Below are 17,978 nucleotides of genomic sequence, written 5' to 3'. Positions count from 1 at the left end.
GCTTCAAACAAGCCTGCAACCACATTGAAAAGGTGCCTTCGAATCCGAAGACACCTTTTCTTTATGAAGGAAAGTACAAACTATTGTATGCCTGTAGACTTCAAGTACTCCTGCCACTGCTTGGTGTAATCTGCCTGAATTTTTTCCAATCCTGCTTGTTTAGCCTTCTCCATAAATGTGTTCAATCCAGCCTCTACGTCTGCCACCAAACCTACATTAAGCGGATACAAATATTGTTTTTCCACTTGCTCCAATGCAGCCTTCTCGGCTTGGTACGGAGTCCAGTCTTCAGCAAATCCTGTAAAGATATCCGGCTTTTTAATTTTGTCGAGATCCTCAAACATGGTCAGGACATCATCAAAGGTTTTATCATAGAGCATGAATTCCGGATTACGCCAAGCCCAGCCATTCATGCCCTCACGCGGGAAGCCGTTTGTTTGTGCATCTCCGACCATTTTGTAGTATCCATTATCTACCTCGAAGTTTTTGCCTTCAATACCGTATTCAGTCAACCAATTATATCGTTTGTCTGTCACAAGTTTCTCATAGAATGCCAATGCTTTTTCCGGGTTTTTACTGCTACGCGGAATCGCAAAACCATTGTGGATCGGGTGAACCGGTTGTGCAAACCCTTTCGCATTCGGGTAAGGGAAATAAGCCAGTTTCCAATCTGGATGCGTAGACTGTACCTTGATTACATCTGCATTAAATTTGTTAGGGTTTTCCCCGGACAGAACAACAGCCGCTTTTCCATTTTGCAGCAACGAGTTGGATGTATCTTTTACATTCAGTACGTTTTTCGGGAAAAATCCTTTGTCCATCCAACGTTTGTATGTTTTCAGGTCTTCCAGGTGTTGCGCGGATCCCCAATAGGACGTCACGGTTGATGGTGTGTCATACATAATATCCAGTCCATATGGAAGTTGACCTGCTGTATTAACCAGCTTGGATGTCAATTGACGAATACCATGGGTATGGTTGGCATTGCTATCCGCAATCGGAATAATATTAGGTTCGTTGGCTTTGATGCCCTCCAGATATGCTTCAAGCGTTTCCAAGGATTCCGGTTTTGGAAGATTGTACTTCTCGCGCAAGTCCTCACGGTACGCAATTCCCTCCGTTACATACTCAATCCAAGTGGATGGAACAGTATAGATTTTGTCATTGATTTTGACAGCATCCCACATATCATCAGGGACATGAGCTTTCAGTGCTGGCGCTGCTGTAGGCAACATTTCATCCAGTGGCAGGAACGCGCCCTTCTTGGCATAGGACTGGTAGAATGTCCAATCCGCTGTGAAGATCAGATCGATTGGCTGTCCGGAAGACAGCAGCAGTTTATATTTTTGATCCCAGTCGGTCCATGAGGTGTAGTTGAATTTCACATTGACGTTCAGATCAGCCTCCGCCAGCTTATTGATCTCGGATTCAATAACAGGCAGATCTTTCGGAGCATCCCCAAGCATGTAAAATTGAAGCGTGACTTTCTCGCCTTTGTTCCCGGATGTTCCTCCCTGCTCACTTCCTTGCGTCGATCCCCCCGAACCGTTATTACATGCGGCAAGTACCCCGGCGAACAACATCAGGGCAAGTACCAGAGACAGGTGCCGAATTGTTTTGTTACGCATACGCATCCTCCCTTTTTGTGGTGAACCTTTATATGTTAGCGCAGACTCGCCATGTTTCAGACCTGAAATGATATCAGTAGCCTGACGCCCACAGCGCGTTCACGTTCTAACCTTTCACTGCACCAATGGTGAGTCCTTTAACAAAATAACGTTGTACAAACGGATACAGGAACAAAATCGGTCCCGTTACAACGATAGCCATTGCCATCTTGGTTGATTCGGTAGGCACTTCCTGACTGAGTGTGATCCCTGTGCCAATCGCCATCTGGTCAATGAATGTAATCGTGTTCATCGTGTTGTAGAGATAAAATTGCAGTTGGTACATATCCGGGTTGTTAATGAAGAGGGATGAGGTAAACCAGTCATTCCAGTAACCCAGTGCCAGAAACAGACCTACGGTGGCGATACCAGGCATCGCCAGTTTCAACACAATGCTGACATAGATGCGGAAGTCATTCGCTCCATCAATTTTGGCGGACTCAATCAATTCATCCGGCACTGCCGAGCGAATGAAGTTTTTCATCAGGATAATGAGGAATGGCGTCATCAACCCCGGGAAAATCAGTACGGTGTACGTATCTGTGAGATTGAAGTAGTTCGCAAGCATAATGTACCAAGGTACAAGCCCCCCACCAAACAGGGTTGTGAAGTAGATAAAAAACGAGAATGTGTTCCGATATTTAAAATCCTTACGCTGGAGCACAAATCCGGCCATCGTGATGAGGAACAGCCCTAGCGTAGTTCCCACCACCGTTGTAAAGACCGTTACCCCATAAGCCTTGAGTACCTGAGTCGGGAATTTGAACACCATTTTGTAACCTTCCAGGGAAAAGTCCGTTGGAAAGAGGTGATAACCATTCCTCACAATGGACTCGTTGCTGCTGAATGAACCGGATAGAATCAGCAGAAACGGTAGCAAGCACATGATTGATAAAATGATGATGAAGCTGTAGGAAATCAGTTGAAACATGAAAGTGAATTCCGAATCTCTGAGACGAGTATTCGTACGAGTGTGAGTATTCATTGGCGTGTTCATGATCGTTCTCCCTCCTGCCCTGCGGGCGTTCTAGAACAAGGCATAGTCCTCATTTACTTTGCGGATAATATAGTTGACGGTCATGATCAAAATGAATCCAAACAAGGACTGATACAGACCCGCAGCCGTTGCCATCCCGATATCAAACGTTACTTTCAGTGAACGATACACATACGTATCAATAATATCTGTAGCGTTGTACAGTACCCCGTTGTTACCGATCAGTTGATAGAACAGGTCAAACTGCCCCTTCATAATGCTGCCGAGTGAGAACAACAACAATATGACAAAGGTTGGCTTCAGCATCGGTACCGTAATGTACCAGATCCGCTGAAATATATTGGCCCCGTCCATCCGGGCGGCTTCATAATACTCGTCACTGATCCCCGTTATGGCGGCCAGATAGATGACCATGCTGTATCCAAGATTTTTCCATAGATAAAAGATGATGATCAGGAACACCCAGATCCAGGGTGTGTTATAGATGTCGACCGGGCCGGCCTCAAAACGTTTGAGCACCGTGTTCACAAAACCCGACTCGTAGTTAAACATGTTGTAAGCGATTACACTTAATAGTACAAATGAGATGAAATACGGCAAGAACATGACGGATTGCGTGATTTTTTTGAATAACCTGCCCCTGATCTCGCTAAGCATAATCGCACAGAAGATCGCCAGACCGTTTCCTAATATAATGAAGGCGAGATTGTAACCCACGGTATTGGTTGTGAGCTTGAGCAACATTCCGGATTGCCATAGGAACTTAAAGTTCTCCAGACCGACAAATGGACTGCCAAATAATCCGCCTTCAAAATCATACCGGGTGAATGCATAATAGATGCCGACCATCGGAAAATACGAGTTAATCAGAAAAAAGATCAGCGTGGGCAACAGCATCAGAAACATGATTTTGTTTTTGTTCAATTCTTTAAGCATGGCTCGATCCCTCCCGAATTTCTTGCGGTGCTGCGTGGTGGAGCTCTCTTTTAATTGTAGATGCTCTCTTCACTCACGGATACTGAAGCTTCCCTTCAGAAAATGAACGATTCTGCGAAATGAACTATGAACAAAATGAACGAACCATGAAATGAATAGACATCCACACACATCCGTTCACAAATATTGATATCGTGCATAGGCTACACCTAGTGAACAATCCAGCGAAAGTTGAACTTTCTGTAGAGAAAACAGGCAAAACAGCCTGTCCAGCATTGATGTAAACGCATACATAATATATAATTCAAGATACTCTTGCTCTTCTGCTCATCCATATATGAAGCCTAACGTATGTATATGAAGTTCTATGTTGTTCACCCAAAACAGGAGGTCCGAGGGGGAAGAAGAATGCGTAAACGTTCAGAGGACAGTCAGAAGGTCTTCACACGGATTCTTATCGGCATTATTATCAGTACGGTCGCTACCTTGCTTGTGGCTTCTTCTATTTTGTACGTCAACTATAATCGGATTGCGCTTCGCCAGGTGTATCGTACAGATATGAACAGTCTTACTCAAACCAGCCGTGAAGTAGCCAAAATGACGGAGACTGCGAAATCATTGTCATATCAGATTTATCAGGACTACACCATCTCTTCATTACTGCTCTATTCCAAACCAAATATTTATGAGATCACATCGGCGATGGAGCAACTAGACAACTACCGCATGTCCCTTCCTTTTATAGAATCCATCTATGTATATAACTCCAAAAGTAATGAATTCTTTATTAGTTCCAACGTGCGTAATGGGCAGCAGTCCATCTCGGAGATCGACGATCAGGGGATTACAAGCATCCTCCAACACTTCCATGACTATAAACCTTTTGTCCCGATCCCGCGTACATATCAGGTCGGCTCTACCGAAGCAACAGAGGTTAACAGCTACACCTATCTCTGTTACGACACGATCAATGATAACGCGAAGCTAAACTATGCTGTCATCGTTAATATCAAGGATGATTGGCTCAGTCCAAATATGAATGCTGTGGATCAACCAGGCAAAACCTTTATCGTGAATGAGAATGGAGACCTTTTATCTGACTTTGGCGACCGTGCATTGATGAAAAATCTCTCCAGCGAAGCTTTTATGAAGCCAATTATGCAGGATACGGAGCAGTCAGCTTACTTTACCGAGAAGGTCGACGGAGAAAAATCTCTCATCACCTATACCGCTCCCGATGACCTGGGTTGGCGTTATGTGAGAATAACACCTTATGATCTGATTACATCAGATATACGGAGTATGCGCACACATACCGTTCTGTTTTGTGTTGGACTTCTGTTCGCAGGGTTGCTGCTCTCTTACCTTGTGTCCCGAAAACTATATCACCCTATTGATAAGGTGCTTGTTCGTTTACGTGTGATGGAAGCAGAGCGACGTGGCAGTCTTCATTTGTTACGGCAGGATTTTCTGCGAGGGGCACTGCAGGGCCGCGAAATAGTAACTGGAGGTATGCTGGAAGAACGGATGAAGTTCTATGGTTCTTCCATTGATGTTCAGCGTGCATCCAGACTGGTATTGCTGCGTATTGACCATTTTACCGAATTCTGCGAAACGTATCGTGATGAGACCCAACTTGTAAAATACGCCATGATGAACATATGCACCGAGACAGCCGATCTCCACTACAATTCGGAAGCTGTGGACATGGGCGGTGATCTGATCACACTCATTTTCAATGAAAAAGCTGAAAAGCATGAACTTGGGCAACCTGCCCATAATCGAATCGAAGAACTGCTACGTATGATGCAGGCAGCTGTAATGACCCATTTGAAATGCTCCATCTCCTGTACGATCGGCACGGAAGAAGATTCATTGGAAGACAGTATTGCATCCTATACCAGATCAGCCGAAGCCTCACTGCATCGTTTGTTCATGGGACCGAGCTGTCTGATCTATACCTCTGACATCATGGCGTATCACGCCAAGGAGTACGCATTCCCGGCAGGTAAGGAAAGACAACTTGTCGATCATCTAATGACAGGTAAGACACGCGAAGCAAAACAAGTCTATGCAGACATCGTCGGCGAGACAGCCGCATATCCATTTACCGTCTTCCAGCTAGCCTTATCCCATCTGACGATGACACTGAACCATGTAAGAAATACCCTCAAGAAGAATAATCAACTCACACTTGATTCAGTCTCGGATGGTCTAATGCTGCCTGTCAAAGACGCGGAAGACATTAGTGAAGTACATGAACACTTCTATCGGATGTTTGATGAGCTTGGCTCCAAAGTGGAGGAGAAACGTACACTGAAACATGAAGAATTGATTCGTAAAATCAATGGCATTATTGAGCGGGACTATGCGGACCCCAATCTATGTCTAACTTCTATCGCAGATGAGTTGGGCATGTCGCCCATCTATGTGAGCAGGCTCTACAAACAGCTCACCCTGAAAGGGCTCACGGACGTGATTAACGAAACCCGCATAGCCAAGGCCCAGCATCTGCTGGTAGAGACAGAGAACTCTGTTGCCGATATTGCCGAGAGGACGGGATTCACCAACAGTTCATACTTCTATCGCATGTTCAAAAAGTTCAACGGGGTTACACCAAACGATTATCGCCGCAAAGAGTTTCATTCAGAGAACTTTTGAATTCATCCCAGACGTGAGTTTATGGAGTATTGCACATCGATTGTTAATACAAAAAAAGAGCGACCTATGAGAATGAAACCATTCACCTCATGTGTCGCTCTACTTAATTGAGTTTAAGTTAGATTTCGAATTATTCCTGTTCCTGTTCTTCGCCAGACTCATCAGAAGCTTCACGAACTTTATACTTGTCCAGACGTGTCTGATGATATTCACGCAAGGCCTCTTCACCAACAATCACTTCAACCCGGTGAATGTTCATACCTTTACCCATGAATTTCTGCTCGTACTCCGTCATCACATGTTCTTCATTTAAACCATCACGATGCAGATTCAAAGAAATATTGGTCATTTGCAGGCCAAAGTCGGCAATGGCGTTGAGTGAGAAATCAAACAGCGTCTCCGAATCGGTTTTGAAATGAATCTGACCTTTGGGATTAAGCAATTCCGTGTATTTCTTCAGGAAGCGCGGATGCGTCAACCGACGACGTGCATGCTTTGCTTTTGGCCAAGGGTCACTGAAGTTCAAATAAATGCGCTCCAGTTCTTCCGGTTCAAAAACTTCTTCGATCTGTTCGATATTTGCCAGCGCAAGCTTCAGGTTCGGAGGTGTCTCCACATCAGCCTGACTCCACGCATTACGAGCTTTCTCACTGGCACGACGCACCAGTTCATCATACATATCAATACCGATGAAATTAAATTCCGGATATTTATAACTCATTTGGCTGATAAATTGACCTTTACCCATACCAAATTCCACGAAGATCGGGTGATCATTGCCAAACAGATCAGACCATTTTCCTTTATGTTGCTTGGGGTCCAGTACAACAAGATCAACTTGTTGCTCCAGATTTTCTCTTATCCCTTTTCTGCCACGTAAACGCATTTTATTCCTCCGTTTGTCCCATACTTGTCTCAGAACTATTTTGCCGAAGAACTGGCAAATTGTAAAGAGCAATGAAAAGGGAATCTTCGGATCTGCCACTTTGGGCAAATCTCAAAGATTCCCTCTTCGATTTATTTGGAATTGGGGTCCAACTACTTTAGTAGTTCATAGTCTACCTTATCTTGGTGTGAAAAATCAAATGTCTTTTCGAAAGCATCGCGAACTTTTTGTCTTGCAGCCGCTTTCACTTTCGGATTTCCATTAAAACGAACACCTGTTAAAGCCAGTGCCTCTTCTGCCGTCAATTCAACAGACACATGATTCAATTCTTTGTTTTTAACTTGGGAATTCATTCATATCACCTCACGGTATAGTATGGTCCATGACGTCAATCTTGATTCAAATGCTATGATGAATAATACCCATTAGATGGTGTCTGACGCTGATTTAAATATAACATAAGGTGTAAACTATAGCAAGGAGAAAACCTTGATTTTACGGCCTATTTTTGCGTTTCGATTCCCTTTTTTTTTAGTTTTTTGATACAATGATAAAGTGAGCATTTTGCATAAATCCCATAAGCGTCTTCCAATCAGCAAGATATGGATCGGGATGCTTTTTCCTGTCCATATCTTGTACCCGTGAGCGACTCAAATCGAATAATGCAAAATGCTACAGTTCATGAAGACACCTATAATCGCTATCCATCGTCTATGACGGAAATCGCATAGCACTTCTTCTTTTGTTCACGTATGATTACGGTAATTCGACAGCCAAAGGAGTACCCTGAAGATGAATGCACCTGCATTACAGTCCCCTCTCCTGTGGGGAGATAAACGATTCCATACCTGGAATTATGAGATGCGCGATCAATTTAACAATAAGGTTTTCAAAGTGATGTTGGATGCTGGATTCACCTGTCCCAACCGCGATGGTTCCATTGCCAAAGGTGGTTGCACCTTCTGCAGTGCGCGTGGATCAGGCGATTTTGCTGGCAGCAGACGTGAAGATCTGGTCACCCAATTCAATACAATTCGAGATAAACAGCATCTCAAATGGCCTACAGCGCATTATATTGGCTACTTCCAAGCCTATACGAATACGTATGCTCCGGTTGAGGAGCTGCGCGAATATTTTGAAGAAATTCTTGAGCAACCCGGTGTTGTTGGTTTGTCCATCGCCACTCGCCCGGACTGTTTACCAGATGACGTTGTTGATTATTTGGCTGAACTGAACGAGCGCACTTACCTGTGGGTTGAGATGGGGCTTCAAACCATCCATGATTCCACATCAACATTGATTAATCGCGCGCACGACACGAAGTGTTACGAAGAGGCAGTTGAGAAACTGCGCAAACGGAATATACGTGTGTGTACACATATCATATATGGTCTGCCTCAAGAGACACATGAGATGATGCTGGACACTGGACGGGCAGTTGCCAATATGGATGTGCAGGGAATCAAGATTCACCTGCTGCATCTGATGCGCAAAACACCAATGGTGAAGCAATACGAAGCCGGTCTTTTACGTTTTCTGGATCAGGACGAGTATATCAAGCTGATCGTAGATACACTGGAGATGCTTCCACCGGAAATGATCGTACACCGTCTTACAGGCGACGCACCACGTGATCTGTTGATCGGACCGATGTGGTCCATGAACAAATGGGAAGTGTTGAACTCCATTGATCGTGAGCTGCGAGAGCGGGATTCATGGCAAGGTAAGTATTGGAGGCGAGCATAGATGGGCTTTCTTTCGGTTCTCAGCTGTGCACATCAGTGGATTGCTTCCCGTCTGCAGCCAGGTGATCTGGCGATAGATGCAACCGTTGGCACAGGAGCAGACACACTATTTTTGGCACAACAAGTAGGCAGGCATGGTCAAGTCATTGGATTCGATATTCAAAGTGAAGCCCTCACGCTGGCACAGGCCCGGATTCGAAAACAAAATGATGAAGCCAAGCTTGGCTCCATCTCCATGCTTCAACTAAGCCATGATCGAATGGCAGAAGCAGTTCCTGAGTCATGGCTTGGTGCGGTTGGTGCAGTTATGTTCAACTTGGGGTACCTGCCTTCAGAAAGTGCAGATTCCTCCATCATTACCGAGACAGACAGCACAATCGCTGCACTCGAAGCTGCACTCGCTTTATTACGTCCTCGCGGCATTATTACGGTTGTGCTCTATCCTGGTCATGACGGAGGTGCACAGGAAGCATCAGCCGTATTGGAATGGTCCTCTGCCCTTCCGGTCGAACAGGCACAGGTTGTGATGTATCGCCAATTACAGCGAGAAACTTCTCCTTTTCTGATCGGAATCGAGAAAAAATAATTTCCTTTGTTCACCAAATACAATAAACTAGACACAATCGCAAGGTGAGCTTTTAACGGCTTCTTCTTACTGCGATCTGTGTTCTACATCTACATATGCAAACGTATTCACTTGTTTGCTCATGGCGACTACATGTCCATGACTGATTAAAGCGATCCACCATTTCATATACTAGAGGAGAGATTACTGATGTCTACGCCATACCCATTACAATTCCAACCTGAATTCAAAGAACGTGTGTGGGGCGGTCGTGCGCTGGAGCAATTCGGCCTTACGCCCCCTGAAGGACATATCGGAGAAGGATGGATGATAGCGGATCATCCCAACGGTACAACCAAGGTATTAAATGGAGCCCTGGCTGGCAAAGGTCTGGATGAAGTTCGTGAACAACTGGGCACCGAATGGCTTGGAACCAAAGGCGTTTCCGAAAAAGGCGGCCGTTTCCCCCTTCTGATTAAGCTGCTTGACTGCAACGATGACCTGTCCGTGCAGGTTCATCCAACAGACGAGTATGAGGCACTTCCTCCTGGCGAGCTTGGCAAAACAGAAATGTGGTATGTACTCGACGCAAAACCGGGCGCACACATCATCTATGGCTTGAATGAAGGCGTTGATCGGGCAACATTAAAAGAAGCATTGGAAAACGGCACGGTGATGGATACCCTTCGTCAGGTACCTGTAGAAGCTGGTGATACGTTCTTTATCCCTGCTGGAACAGTGCATGCGCTCTGTGCAGGTGTTGTTGTCGCTGAGATTCAGCAAAACTCGGATACGACGTACCGGATATACGATTACAATCGTCCAGGGCTAGACGGAAAACCACGTGAGTTGCATGTTGAAGACTCATTAAATGTCACCGCCTATGAGGGCGCAGGTGCCTCAACAATGAAAACAAATAACGCTACTCCTGGTGAATGGCTCAAGCTTGCGGAATGCCCTTATTTTGTGGTGGAAAAAGGGATTGTGACTGAACGGTGGGAACTCTCCACCAATCCTGACAGCTTCACAATTCTCGTTGTCTGTGAAGGAGAAGGAACTTTGGAGTGGGCACATGCTGAATCAGACAGCATTGAATTGAAAGCTGGACAATGTTATCTCTTGCCAGCCAATCTGGGTTCTTATACATTAAATGGAAACACCACTGTTCTTCGCTCTTATCTGCCATAAATCAAGCTTATATGTAACCTGTGAAGGAGGAATTACACGAGATGCAGGAATCTACCTTTGCCTTGGTCGCTAGTGAAGGTACCCGTATTCATGTGTACCGCTGGCTTCCCGATCCGGAATGTAACGTTAAAGGTGTCGTGCAAATTGCACATGGCATGGGCGAGACGGCAGCCCGGTACGCCGAATTTGCCGACATCCTTACCCAAAATGGCTATGCGGTTTATGCCAATGACCATCGGGGTCATGGCAAAACTGTGGAGAATGCCAAGTTGCTTGGTAATGCTGGTATCGATGCCTTCCGCTGGATGGCGAGTGATATGATCAATCTGGGCGAAGTAGCCGCCAAGGAGAATCCTGGGGTGCCCCTGTTTCTAATGGGACATAGCATGGGCTCATTCTTGGTACAACATCTCATGTACGCTGGTCATGAGCACTACCATGCCTTTATTTTATCAGGGACAAACGGCAGACGCGGTCTGCTCCGATTTGGAGAGAAGCTGGCCTTCTTGCAGTGCGGCATTCAGGGTGCTACCCACCCTAGCATGCTGCTCAACGCGATTGTATTTGGTGGATTTAACCGTTCCTTCCGCCCTGCGACGACACCGTTTGATTGGTTGTCCCGGGACTCACAAGAGGTTCAGCGATTCATTGATGATCCCCTGTGCGGAGCAGTCTGTACAGCAGGCTTTTTCCGCGACTTCTTCAAATTGCTGCTTGAAGTCCATCTTCCACACAATATGGAGCGCATACCCAAACACAAACCCGTATACCTGTTCTCAGGTGAGAAGGACCCTGTCGGACTTCATGGCAAAGGCGTTCTTAATCTGGTCTCGCAGTATAAGAAGCTTCAGCTGGAGAACATTGAGTATCGCCTGTATCCGGATGGACGGCATGAAATGCTGCATGAGATCAACCGAACAGAAGTGGCCCAGCACGTTGTGAACTGGTTAGAGCGGAATACCCCTGACTCGAATACACCCCCTAGTCCGGTGAGCCCTACTGAGACGGCTGACTCTATATAATAGAGTCGGAGACAACATACCAAGAGCCAAAAGAAACCCCTGAATCGGATGTACAGCTCACGCTGCGCTCCAGTTCAGGGGTTTTCTTGTTAAGCGATATGAATAATAGCTATATTCAAACGTTATGGATTAACCTTCAATCAACAGGGATTCCGGGTCTTCAAGCAGTTCTTTCACGGTCACGAGGAAACGTACCGCTTCACTACCGTCGATAATCCGGTGATCGTAGGACAACGCGATGTACATCATTGGACGGTTCTCCATCCGCTCTGCATCAATCGCCACTGGACGAAGCTGGATCTTATGCATTCCCAGAATACCCACTTGAGGTGTATTCAGGATTGGCGTAGACAACAAGGAACCAAATGTTCCGCCATTGGTAATGGTGAACGTTCCGCCTTGAAGATCAGACAACGCCAGTGTGTTGGAACGAGCTTTGGATGCCAGGTCCGCAATGCTCTTCTCGATCTCGGCAAAGCCCAGACGATCAGCATCACGTACAACCGGTACAACCAGTCCTTCCTTCGCAGATACGGCAATGCCGATATCATAATACTTTTTGAGCACAACATCTTCACCATCAATCTCTGCGTTGATTGTAGGGAATTTTTTCAGAGCCCCCACAACCGCTTTGGTGAAGAAGGACATGAAGCCCAGGTTGATCTCATGTTTCTCTTTGAACTTGTCCTTACGGCGTTTACGTACATCCATGATCGCAGTCATATCAACTTCATTAAACGTAGTCAGCATGGCTGCTGTCTGCTGAGCCTCTACCAGACGTTTGGCAATGGTCGCACGGCGGCGAGACATCCGCTGACGCTCCACTGGTTTGGTATAGGTAGAACTTCCAGCTGCCGGAGCACTTGGTGCTGCTGGAGCTTTACTCGCAGGTGGAGCAACAGGAGCAGGAGCCTGATTGTTATGACTCTTCACATCGTCCTGGTATACTCGTCCAATCGGATCTTTGCTCTGAACCTGATCCAGTTCGATACCACGTTCACGTGCAAGCTTACGGGCAGACGGTGAAGCCGTCTTCGCACTATCGGATGACTCCGGTGCTGCCGCAACAGGTGGTGGTGTTGGAGCTTCAGGTGCAGGAGTAACGGCCTTTTTCTCTTCAGCTGCTGGTTCGGAAGCGGGTGCACCGCTTCCTCCTCCAGAACCAGCTGAGAGTGTACCGATCGTTTCACCGATCTCTACCGTCTCTCCTTCCTGACGTATGATCTTCTCCAGCACGCCACTTTCTTCTGCGCTGATCTCAATATTTACTTTATCCGTTTCCAGTTCAAGAAGCACATCCCCCTGATTAACGGTATCCCCTTCTTTAACCATCCATCTGGATACAGTTCCCTCAGTTATTGACTCACCCATTGCAGGTACTTTAATTTCACTCACAGCTGTTACCTCCCCAGTGGAATATTATTCTTCGTCGTTTGTTTCAACGCAGATGTAATAATCTGTTGCTGTTCCATACTATGCACAAGCTGATAACCGCTGGAAGGACTTGCATGTTCCGGGCGACCTTCATATCTAACGGTTGTGCCTTCCGGGGCGACTTCACGAAGACGAGGCTCCATGTATGTCCAGGCACCCATGTTTTTGTTCTCTTCCTGTACCCATACCAACTCTTTTACATTACTGAAACGGGCGAGGACACGTTTGATCTCTTCTGCCGGGAACGGATACAACTGTTCCACACGGATAATGTGAAGCCATGACCGATCTGCTTTATCTTTTTCAATAGCATCTTCCAGGTCGATGGCAATCTTGCCACTGCACAAAATAATGCGCTCTACACGATCCGGCTGTGTCCCCAGTCCAGCTTGCTCCAGTACAAGTTCAAACTTGCCTTCACTGAATTCAACTGCCGGTGATGCAACACGCGGGTTACGAATGAGACTTTTTGGTGACATCATCACAAGTGGACGAGCATCTTCCGTTTCAGTCAACGAAGCTTGACGACGCAACAAGTGGAAGTACTGAGATGCACTCGACAAGTTGGCAACCGTCATGTTGTCTTCTGCACAAAGCTGCAGGAAGCGTTCCAGACGAGCACTTGTATGCTCAGGTCCTTGGCCCTCATTCGCATGTGGTAACAACATAACCAGACTGGACTTCTGAGACCATTTGGCGCGGCCCGCTGATACAAACTGGTCAAATATAACCTGTGCACAGTTGGCAAAGTCTCCGAATTGAGCTTCCCAAATGACCAATGTATCTGGTGAATATACGTTATAGCCATATTCGAATCCAACAACGGATTCTTCAGACAACGGACTGTTATAGATTGCAAAGGATGCTCTTGCCTGTGGCAAGTGATGTAATGGGCAGAACTTCGCTCCATTCTCCGAATCATGCAACACCAGATTCCGATGAGCGAATGTAGCACGCTCGGCATCCTGTCCACTAATCCGAATTGGCTTGCCATCTGCCAGAATAGTTGCAAATGCGAGTGTTTCCGCAAGGCTCCAATCCACTTTTTCCCCTTCATTCAGGGAAGTGCTCCGGCGTTGCAAAATCCGCTGTAACTTCGGATACACATTGAAGTTCTCAGGCCATTTCAGCAGATCGGCATTAATGCTGCGCAGATTCTCCAGTGGTACCGCAGTCGGCGTAATCGTAACAGCTTCCGGCTCACTGATTTTCCGTTGATAATATTCATGTACTTCATTTTTCTTCATCTGGTCATAAGCTTCTTTTAACTTGTTCGTTACTCCATCGCGAATGCTCGTAATGGACGCATCATCGATAACCGATTCCTGTTTCAACTGATCCTGATACAGGTGGCTTACCGTTGGATGGTTTTTCACCTTGTCATAAACGATAGGTTGAGTCGTTTCGGGATCATCGGTTTCATTATGGCCGTAACGACGGTAACCAATCAAGTCGATCAGGAAATCCTTTTTGAAACGATTGCGATACTCTGCTGCCATACGAATGGCTGCAATACAAGCTTCCGGATTGTCCGCATTCACGTGTACAATCGGAATTTCGTACCCTTTAGCAAGGTCACTTGCGTAATACGTTGAACGGGAATCACCGCTATCTGTAGTGAAACCCAGACGATTGTTGACGATAATATGGATGGTTCCGCCATTCTGATATCCTGGCAGAGCTTTGAAGTTAAGCGTCTCGGCAACGATCCCTTCGCCAGGGAATGCTGCATCACCATGCATTAAAATGGTAGCTGCCTTCGTCACGTCCTGCTTCGGATATCCAGGGTCACGACGGTCATCCTGAGCCGCACGAGCAAACCCTTGTACAACCGGATTAACGTATTCCAGATGGCTCGGGTTATTTGCCAGAGTAAGGCGTGCCTGTACAGTTTCCCCGTCTTTTACAAAACGGTTGGCACCCATATGATATTTGACATCCCCCGTCCAACCGTAGTTGATTCCAGTCGAACCTTCCGATGGAACCAAATCTTTGTTCGGAGCATGATGAAATTCAGAGAAAATTTTGCTGTACGGTTTGCCCAAAACATGAGCCAGTACATTTAACCGTCCACGGTGGGCCATACCCATCAGAATGTGGCTTGATCCGGCTTCCGCCATGATGCGAACAGCTTCATCCAGCATCGGCACAAGCACATCGTTACCTTCGATGGAGAAACGTTTCTGCCCAACAAATGTTTTGTGAAGATAATCTTCAAATTGCTCAACTTCAACCAAACGTTCCAGCAACTTCTTACGTTCTTTCGGGTTAAGTGGAGCTGGTGATGTCCGGGATTCCGCACGACGATTCAGCCACTCACGTTCTTGAACTTCGTGCACATGACTGAATTCATAAGCCATGGGTCCAGTATATATCTGACGCAAGCGTTGGATTGCATCCCATCCGGTTGCTGTCTGCCCATCTGCACCTTCCCAGATCAGGGAAGCAGGTAAAGCCTTCAGATCTTCTTCGTTTAATTCAAAATGCTGAGGTTCCAGCAAAGATGTGTCTGTATCTTCACTGATTCCAAGCGGATCTATATCTGCAGCAAGATGACCATAGGTACGGATGTTCCATACCAGTTTACCCGCTGTAACCGCTTTCTGTAATAGTTGAATGTCTACGCTTCCGGAAGCCGATTGGGCGTTGCCGGAATTCGAAGTTGTGCGTGCATCCCTGCCAGACATCGGCGGTGCACCCCATTGTTCAAATAGTTCACGATAAGCCGGTGTAACCGAACCAGGGTCTTGAGTGAATAATTCATATTGTTCCTGTACGTATCCCATATTGGGGCCATAGTAACTTTCCCAGGGCTTCTTGTTGCCTTCCACGATCGTCATCGACGTTCCCTCCGTCTTGATTTAGTCATAAGTTTTTGACGGAAATCATTGACTAAGCTGTAATTTGCGTTCGTTCAACATTTTAAGCGAAATTTTTCATGAAGTCCAATAATCGTGCTGTTGGTGGTAGTAACGTTAGTCCGACGCTCCCGTCAAGGTTTGTCTGCGTTTTCAAAATCAAAGTAAAACAATGATTGTATATACCGTCGCACAGATGTCGAATACTGTCCTGATCCGTTCGAAGGTTACACTTTCTCCACTTCTTCAAGTGAAGTTCGTGTTCTACTATCTATTCTATAAACTTTTACGCTCAGGAGCATTTCCTATTTTTAGTTCAATCGATGCATAAATTAGATGAATCGAATAAATCGAGCAATTTGGGTAGAACAACGAACGCTTAATTACAACAAAATAGACATACGATCTCCCATTTTACCTCCTTAATTGAATTGTGGTCCATTATGTTCAAAAACAAACCGTCCAGTTAAACATTAACCATTTGACGTCACATTCAACAAATAATTGGGGTTTTCTTCAGGAGACCAATTGAAAAAAGCTGACTCAGACATAAATTATCCGAGCAGCTTCATTGGATTCAGCAAATTTCACCCCAGCGATTACTTCCTATTTCTTTTCATCCTCTGTAACAGCATCCAGATCTATGGCCATACGGATCATATCCACACAGCGGATACCATCCTCTATAATCTCTTCCTCATAATGCCTCACAAAGAAGTCACGATCAACCCCGATAATGCGGAAACCGCAACGTTGGTATAACTTCAATTGATGAAAGCTGGAGTTGCCCGTCCCAATCTCGAGAATTCGGCATCCCAATCTACGTGCAGCTTCCATCGCTTCCTTAATCATATGTTTGCCTACACCTTGTCCCTGCAGTTCTTCCTGTACGGCAATATTAACAATCTCCGCAGTCTCTGGACGAGTCTTCAACAATACGAACTCCCCAACCATCTCTCCTTCATACTCGGCAATAAAACAAACACCCCGACTCAGGTATTCATCCACAATTGCTTTTGAAGGATCAGCCATCAACAAAAGTTCGTAGGGTCTCTCTTCTTCCCAGTCCAAAATCCGGAACGACAATTTCATGCCAATCTCCACCTTTTCATCGTACAATATTCATTTACGTTCTGTTTGCAGAAGCCTATGTATGGCAAATCTACAAATATATCATTCTTCATTTCAACAAACTAGTTTACTCAATCTATTAATCACACACTATTACCCACAGACTAGTCATCTCCTATAAAAATAGTAAACTTCATTATATCATAATATTTGGATATAAATATATAGATATGGATGATACATTATGAGGCATTCTTTTTATCCTAACCCAAGCTTAAATGCTCATGGATTAATTTCCATTCCCCATCAAGCGTCGCCGCAATCTATTCTTCCAAGGCATGCTGGTATCCCATGATTATTTCCCCTCCTTCTGACGTTTTATCTTATCGGATCTAACTCTGTTCAAGTACTCAATCGCTATACATCATAAATGTCTCTTTCAGTGTACGTCCGGATGACTTCTCCCAGATCACACTCCGCTCAAAAGTACCTTTTTGGAAAAAACGCGGGAGACGCTCAGCAAACCAATCCTGCATAGGCAGCTCAAAAACCCGCTTCATAGGCACCCATAACAGTTCGCCTTCGGGCGGATCTTGCAATAACCGACCCTCGAATGAAGTCGCCAAATAGTTAAATACCATGTACCGCAATCCTTGTTCGGGATCACAAAACTCATCAAGCCCTTTATACGTAATCTCATTAACTATTAGCCCCGTCTCCTCCAGAACCTCCCGCACGGCACCATCCACGATACTCTCCGGAAAATCTACCTTCCCCCCAGGAGCGATGTATCCCGGAAACCCTTTGCGATCCGGCCGATTCATTAATAACACCTGATCATTCATTTTGTCCCATACCATACACATTGTTAATATCTCTATTCTGGTGCTCATATTCGTCCTCCTGCTAACATGCGCTTCTCTGCTGTACACTAACATTTCTGGGAAT

General features: G+C 45.7%; 14 protein-coding genes. 5 read left to right on the top strand and 9 right to left on the bottom strand.

Annotated features, from left to right (window positions below; all coding sequences use genetic code 11):
• Nucleotides 1-80 precede the first annotated feature (80 nt).
• The 3 genes from MKY92_RS08625 to MKY92_RS08615 form a co-directional block, all read right to left on the bottom strand.
• Complete coding sequence (locus MKY92_RS08625; RefSeq protein ID WP_339300249.1) at nt 81-1,628, bottom strand: extracellular solute-binding protein; 1,548 nt, start codon at nt 1,626-1,628, stop codon at nt 81-83.
• Nucleotides 1,629-1,734: 106 nt separating this feature from the next.
• Nucleotides 1,735-2,664 (bottom strand): carbohydrate ABC transporter permease, encoded by a 930-nt coding sequence (locus tag MKY92_RS08620; RefSeq protein ID WP_339300248.1) that lies wholly within the window; start codon nt 2,662-2,664, stop codon nt 1,735-1,737.
• Between the two features lie 30 nt (nt 2,665-2,694).
• The gene (locus MKY92_RS08615) at nt 2,695-3,600 is read right to left on the bottom strand and encodes an ABC transporter permease subunit (RefSeq protein WP_339300246.1); all 906 of its coding nucleotides are present in this window, start codon (nt 3,598-3,600) and stop codon (nt 2,695-2,697) included.
• 408 nt (nt 3,601-4,008) lie between these two features.
• On the opposite strand from MKY92_RS08615, the gene MKY92_RS08610 reads away from it, so the two are divergent.
• Nucleotides 4,009-6,261, top strand: coding sequence for an AraC family transcriptional regulator (locus MKY92_RS08610; protein ID WP_339300245.1), 2,253 nt, complete (start codon nt 4,009-4,011; stop codon nt 6,259-6,261).
• 130 nt (nt 6,262-6,391) lie between these two features.
• On the opposite strand, the gene trmB is transcribed toward MKY92_RS08610, so the two are convergent.
• Both trmB and MKY92_RS08600 read right to left on the bottom strand, forming a co-directional pair.
• Nucleotides 6,392-7,147: a tRNA (guanosine(46)-N7)-methyltransferase TrmB gene (trmB, locus tag MKY92_RS08605; RefSeq protein WP_339300244.1), complete on the bottom strand. Its 756-nt coding sequence runs from the start codon at nt 7,145-7,147 to the stop codon at nt 6,392-6,394.
• A gap of 152 nt (nt 7,148-7,299) precedes the next feature.
• Nucleotides 7,300-7,500: a hypothetical protein gene (locus MKY92_RS08600; protein ID WP_017689675.1), complete on the bottom strand. Its 201-nt coding sequence runs from the start codon at nt 7,498-7,500 to the stop codon at nt 7,300-7,302.
• A gap of 439 nt (nt 7,501-7,939) precedes the next feature.
• Between MKY92_RS08600 and MKY92_RS08595 the strand changes: the two genes are divergently transcribed.
• The 4 genes from MKY92_RS08595 (at nt 7,940) to MKY92_RS08580 (ending at nt 11,667) form a co-directional block, all read left to right on the top strand.
• Nucleotides 7,940-8,893: a TIGR01212 family radical SAM protein gene (locus MKY92_RS08595; protein WP_036610193.1), complete on the top strand. Its 954-nt coding sequence runs from the start codon at nt 7,940-7,942 to the stop codon at nt 8,891-8,893.
• A complete protein-coding gene (locus MKY92_RS08590) occupies nt 8,894-9,478 on the top strand; it encodes a class I SAM-dependent methyltransferase (RefSeq protein WP_339300242.1) in 585 nt (194 codons plus the stop codon). It abuts the gene before it with no gap.
• 189 nt (nt 9,479-9,667) lie between these two features.
• On the top strand, nt 9,668-10,645 hold the full coding sequence (locus tag MKY92_RS08585; protein ID WP_338708200.1) for a type I phosphomannose isomerase catalytic subunit: 978 nt from the start codon (nt 9,668-9,670) through the stop codon (nt 10,643-10,645).
• Between the two features lie 41 nt (nt 10,646-10,686).
• Entirely contained in the window at nt 10,687-11,667 is a 981-nt protein-coding gene (locus tag MKY92_RS08580; RefSeq protein WP_339300240.1) for an alpha/beta hydrolase, read from the top strand.
• Nucleotides 11,668-11,796: 129 nt separating this feature from the next.
• On the opposite strand, the gene odhB is transcribed toward MKY92_RS08580, so the two are convergent.
• The 4 genes from odhB to MKY92_RS08560 form a co-directional block, all read right to left on the bottom strand.
• On the bottom strand, nt 11,797-13,062 hold the full coding sequence (odhB, locus tag MKY92_RS08575) for a 2-oxoglutarate dehydrogenase complex dihydrolipoyllysine-residue succinyltransferase (protein WP_339300238.1): 1,266 nt from the start codon (nt 13,060-13,062) through the stop codon (nt 11,797-11,799).
• A 5-nt stretch (nt 13,063-13,067) separates the two neighbouring features.
• On the bottom strand, nt 13,068-15,941 hold the full coding sequence (locus MKY92_RS08570) for a 2-oxoglutarate dehydrogenase E1 component (protein WP_339300236.1): 2,874 nt from the start codon (nt 15,939-15,941) through the stop codon (nt 13,068-13,070).
• Nucleotides 15,942-16,565: 624 nt separating this feature from the next.
• Nucleotides 16,566-17,051, bottom strand: a complete 486-nt coding sequence (locus tag MKY92_RS08565; protein WP_076209233.1) for a GNAT family N-acetyltransferase — start codon at nt 17,049-17,051, stop codon at nt 16,566-16,568.
• A 389-nt stretch (nt 17,052-17,440) separates the two neighbouring features.
• Nucleotides 17,441-17,923, bottom strand: a complete 483-nt coding sequence (locus MKY92_RS08560) for an 8-oxo-dGTP diphosphatase (protein ID WP_339300234.1) — start codon at nt 17,921-17,923, stop codon at nt 17,441-17,443.
• Between the last annotated feature and the right edge of the window lie 55 nt (nt 17,924-17,978).

Origin of the sequence: Paenibacillus sp. FSL R5-0623 (assembly GCF_037974265.1) — a bacterium.
Lineage (GTDB): Bacteria > Bacillota > Bacilli > Paenibacillales > Paenibacillaceae > Paenibacillus.
The sequence above is the reverse complement of the archived record's forward strand: the minus strand, read 5'-3'. Positions and strand labels throughout refer to the sequence as shown.

Coding starts and splice junctions, on each gene's coding strand:
- MKY92_RS08585 (WP_338708200.1), top strand. CDS start 9,668: ATGTCTACGCCATACCCATTACAATTCCAACCTGAATTCAAAGAACGT.
- MKY92_RS08565 (WP_076209233.1), bottom strand. CDS start 17,051: ATGAAATTGTCGTTCCGGATTTTGGACTGGGAAGAAGAGAGACCCTAC.
- MKY92_RS08620 (WP_339300248.1), bottom strand. CDS start 2,664: ATGAACACGCCAATGAATACTCACACTCGTACGAATACTCGTCTCAGA.
- MKY92_RS08590 (WP_339300242.1), top strand. CDS start 8,894: ATGGGCTTTCTTTCGGTTCTCAGCTGTGCACATCAGTGGATTGCTTCC.
- MKY92_RS08580 (WP_339300240.1), top strand. CDS start 10,687: ATGCAGGAATCTACCTTTGCCTTGGTCGCTAGTGAAGGTACCCGTATT.
- MKY92_RS08560 (WP_339300234.1), bottom strand. CDS start 17,923: ATGAGCACCAGAATAGAGATATTAACAATGTGTATGGTATGGGACAAA.
- MKY92_RS08625 (WP_339300249.1), bottom strand. CDS start 1,628: ATGCGTAACAAAACAATTCGGCACCTGTCTCTGGTACTTGCCCTGATG.
- MKY92_RS08610 (WP_339300245.1), top strand. CDS start 4,009: ATGCGTAAACGTTCAGAGGACAGTCAGAAGGTCTTCACACGGATTCTT.
- MKY92_RS08615 (WP_339300246.1), bottom strand. CDS start 3,600: ATGCTTAAAGAATTGAACAAAAACAAAATCATGTTTCTGATGCTGTTG.
- MKY92_RS08595 (WP_036610193.1), top strand. CDS start 7,940: ATGAATGCACCTGCATTACAGTCCCCTCTCCTGTGGGGAGATAAACGA.
- MKY92_RS08570 (WP_339300236.1), bottom strand. CDS start 15,941: ATGACGATCGTGGAAGGCAACAAGAAGCCCTGGGAAAGTTACTATGGC.
- trmB (WP_339300244.1), bottom strand. CDS start 7,147: ATGCGTTTACGTGGCAGAAAAGGGATAAGAGAAAATCTGGAGCAACAA.
- MKY92_RS08600 (WP_017689675.1), bottom strand. CDS start 7,500: ATGAATTCCCAAGTTAAAAACAAAGAATTGAATCATGTGTCTGTTGAA.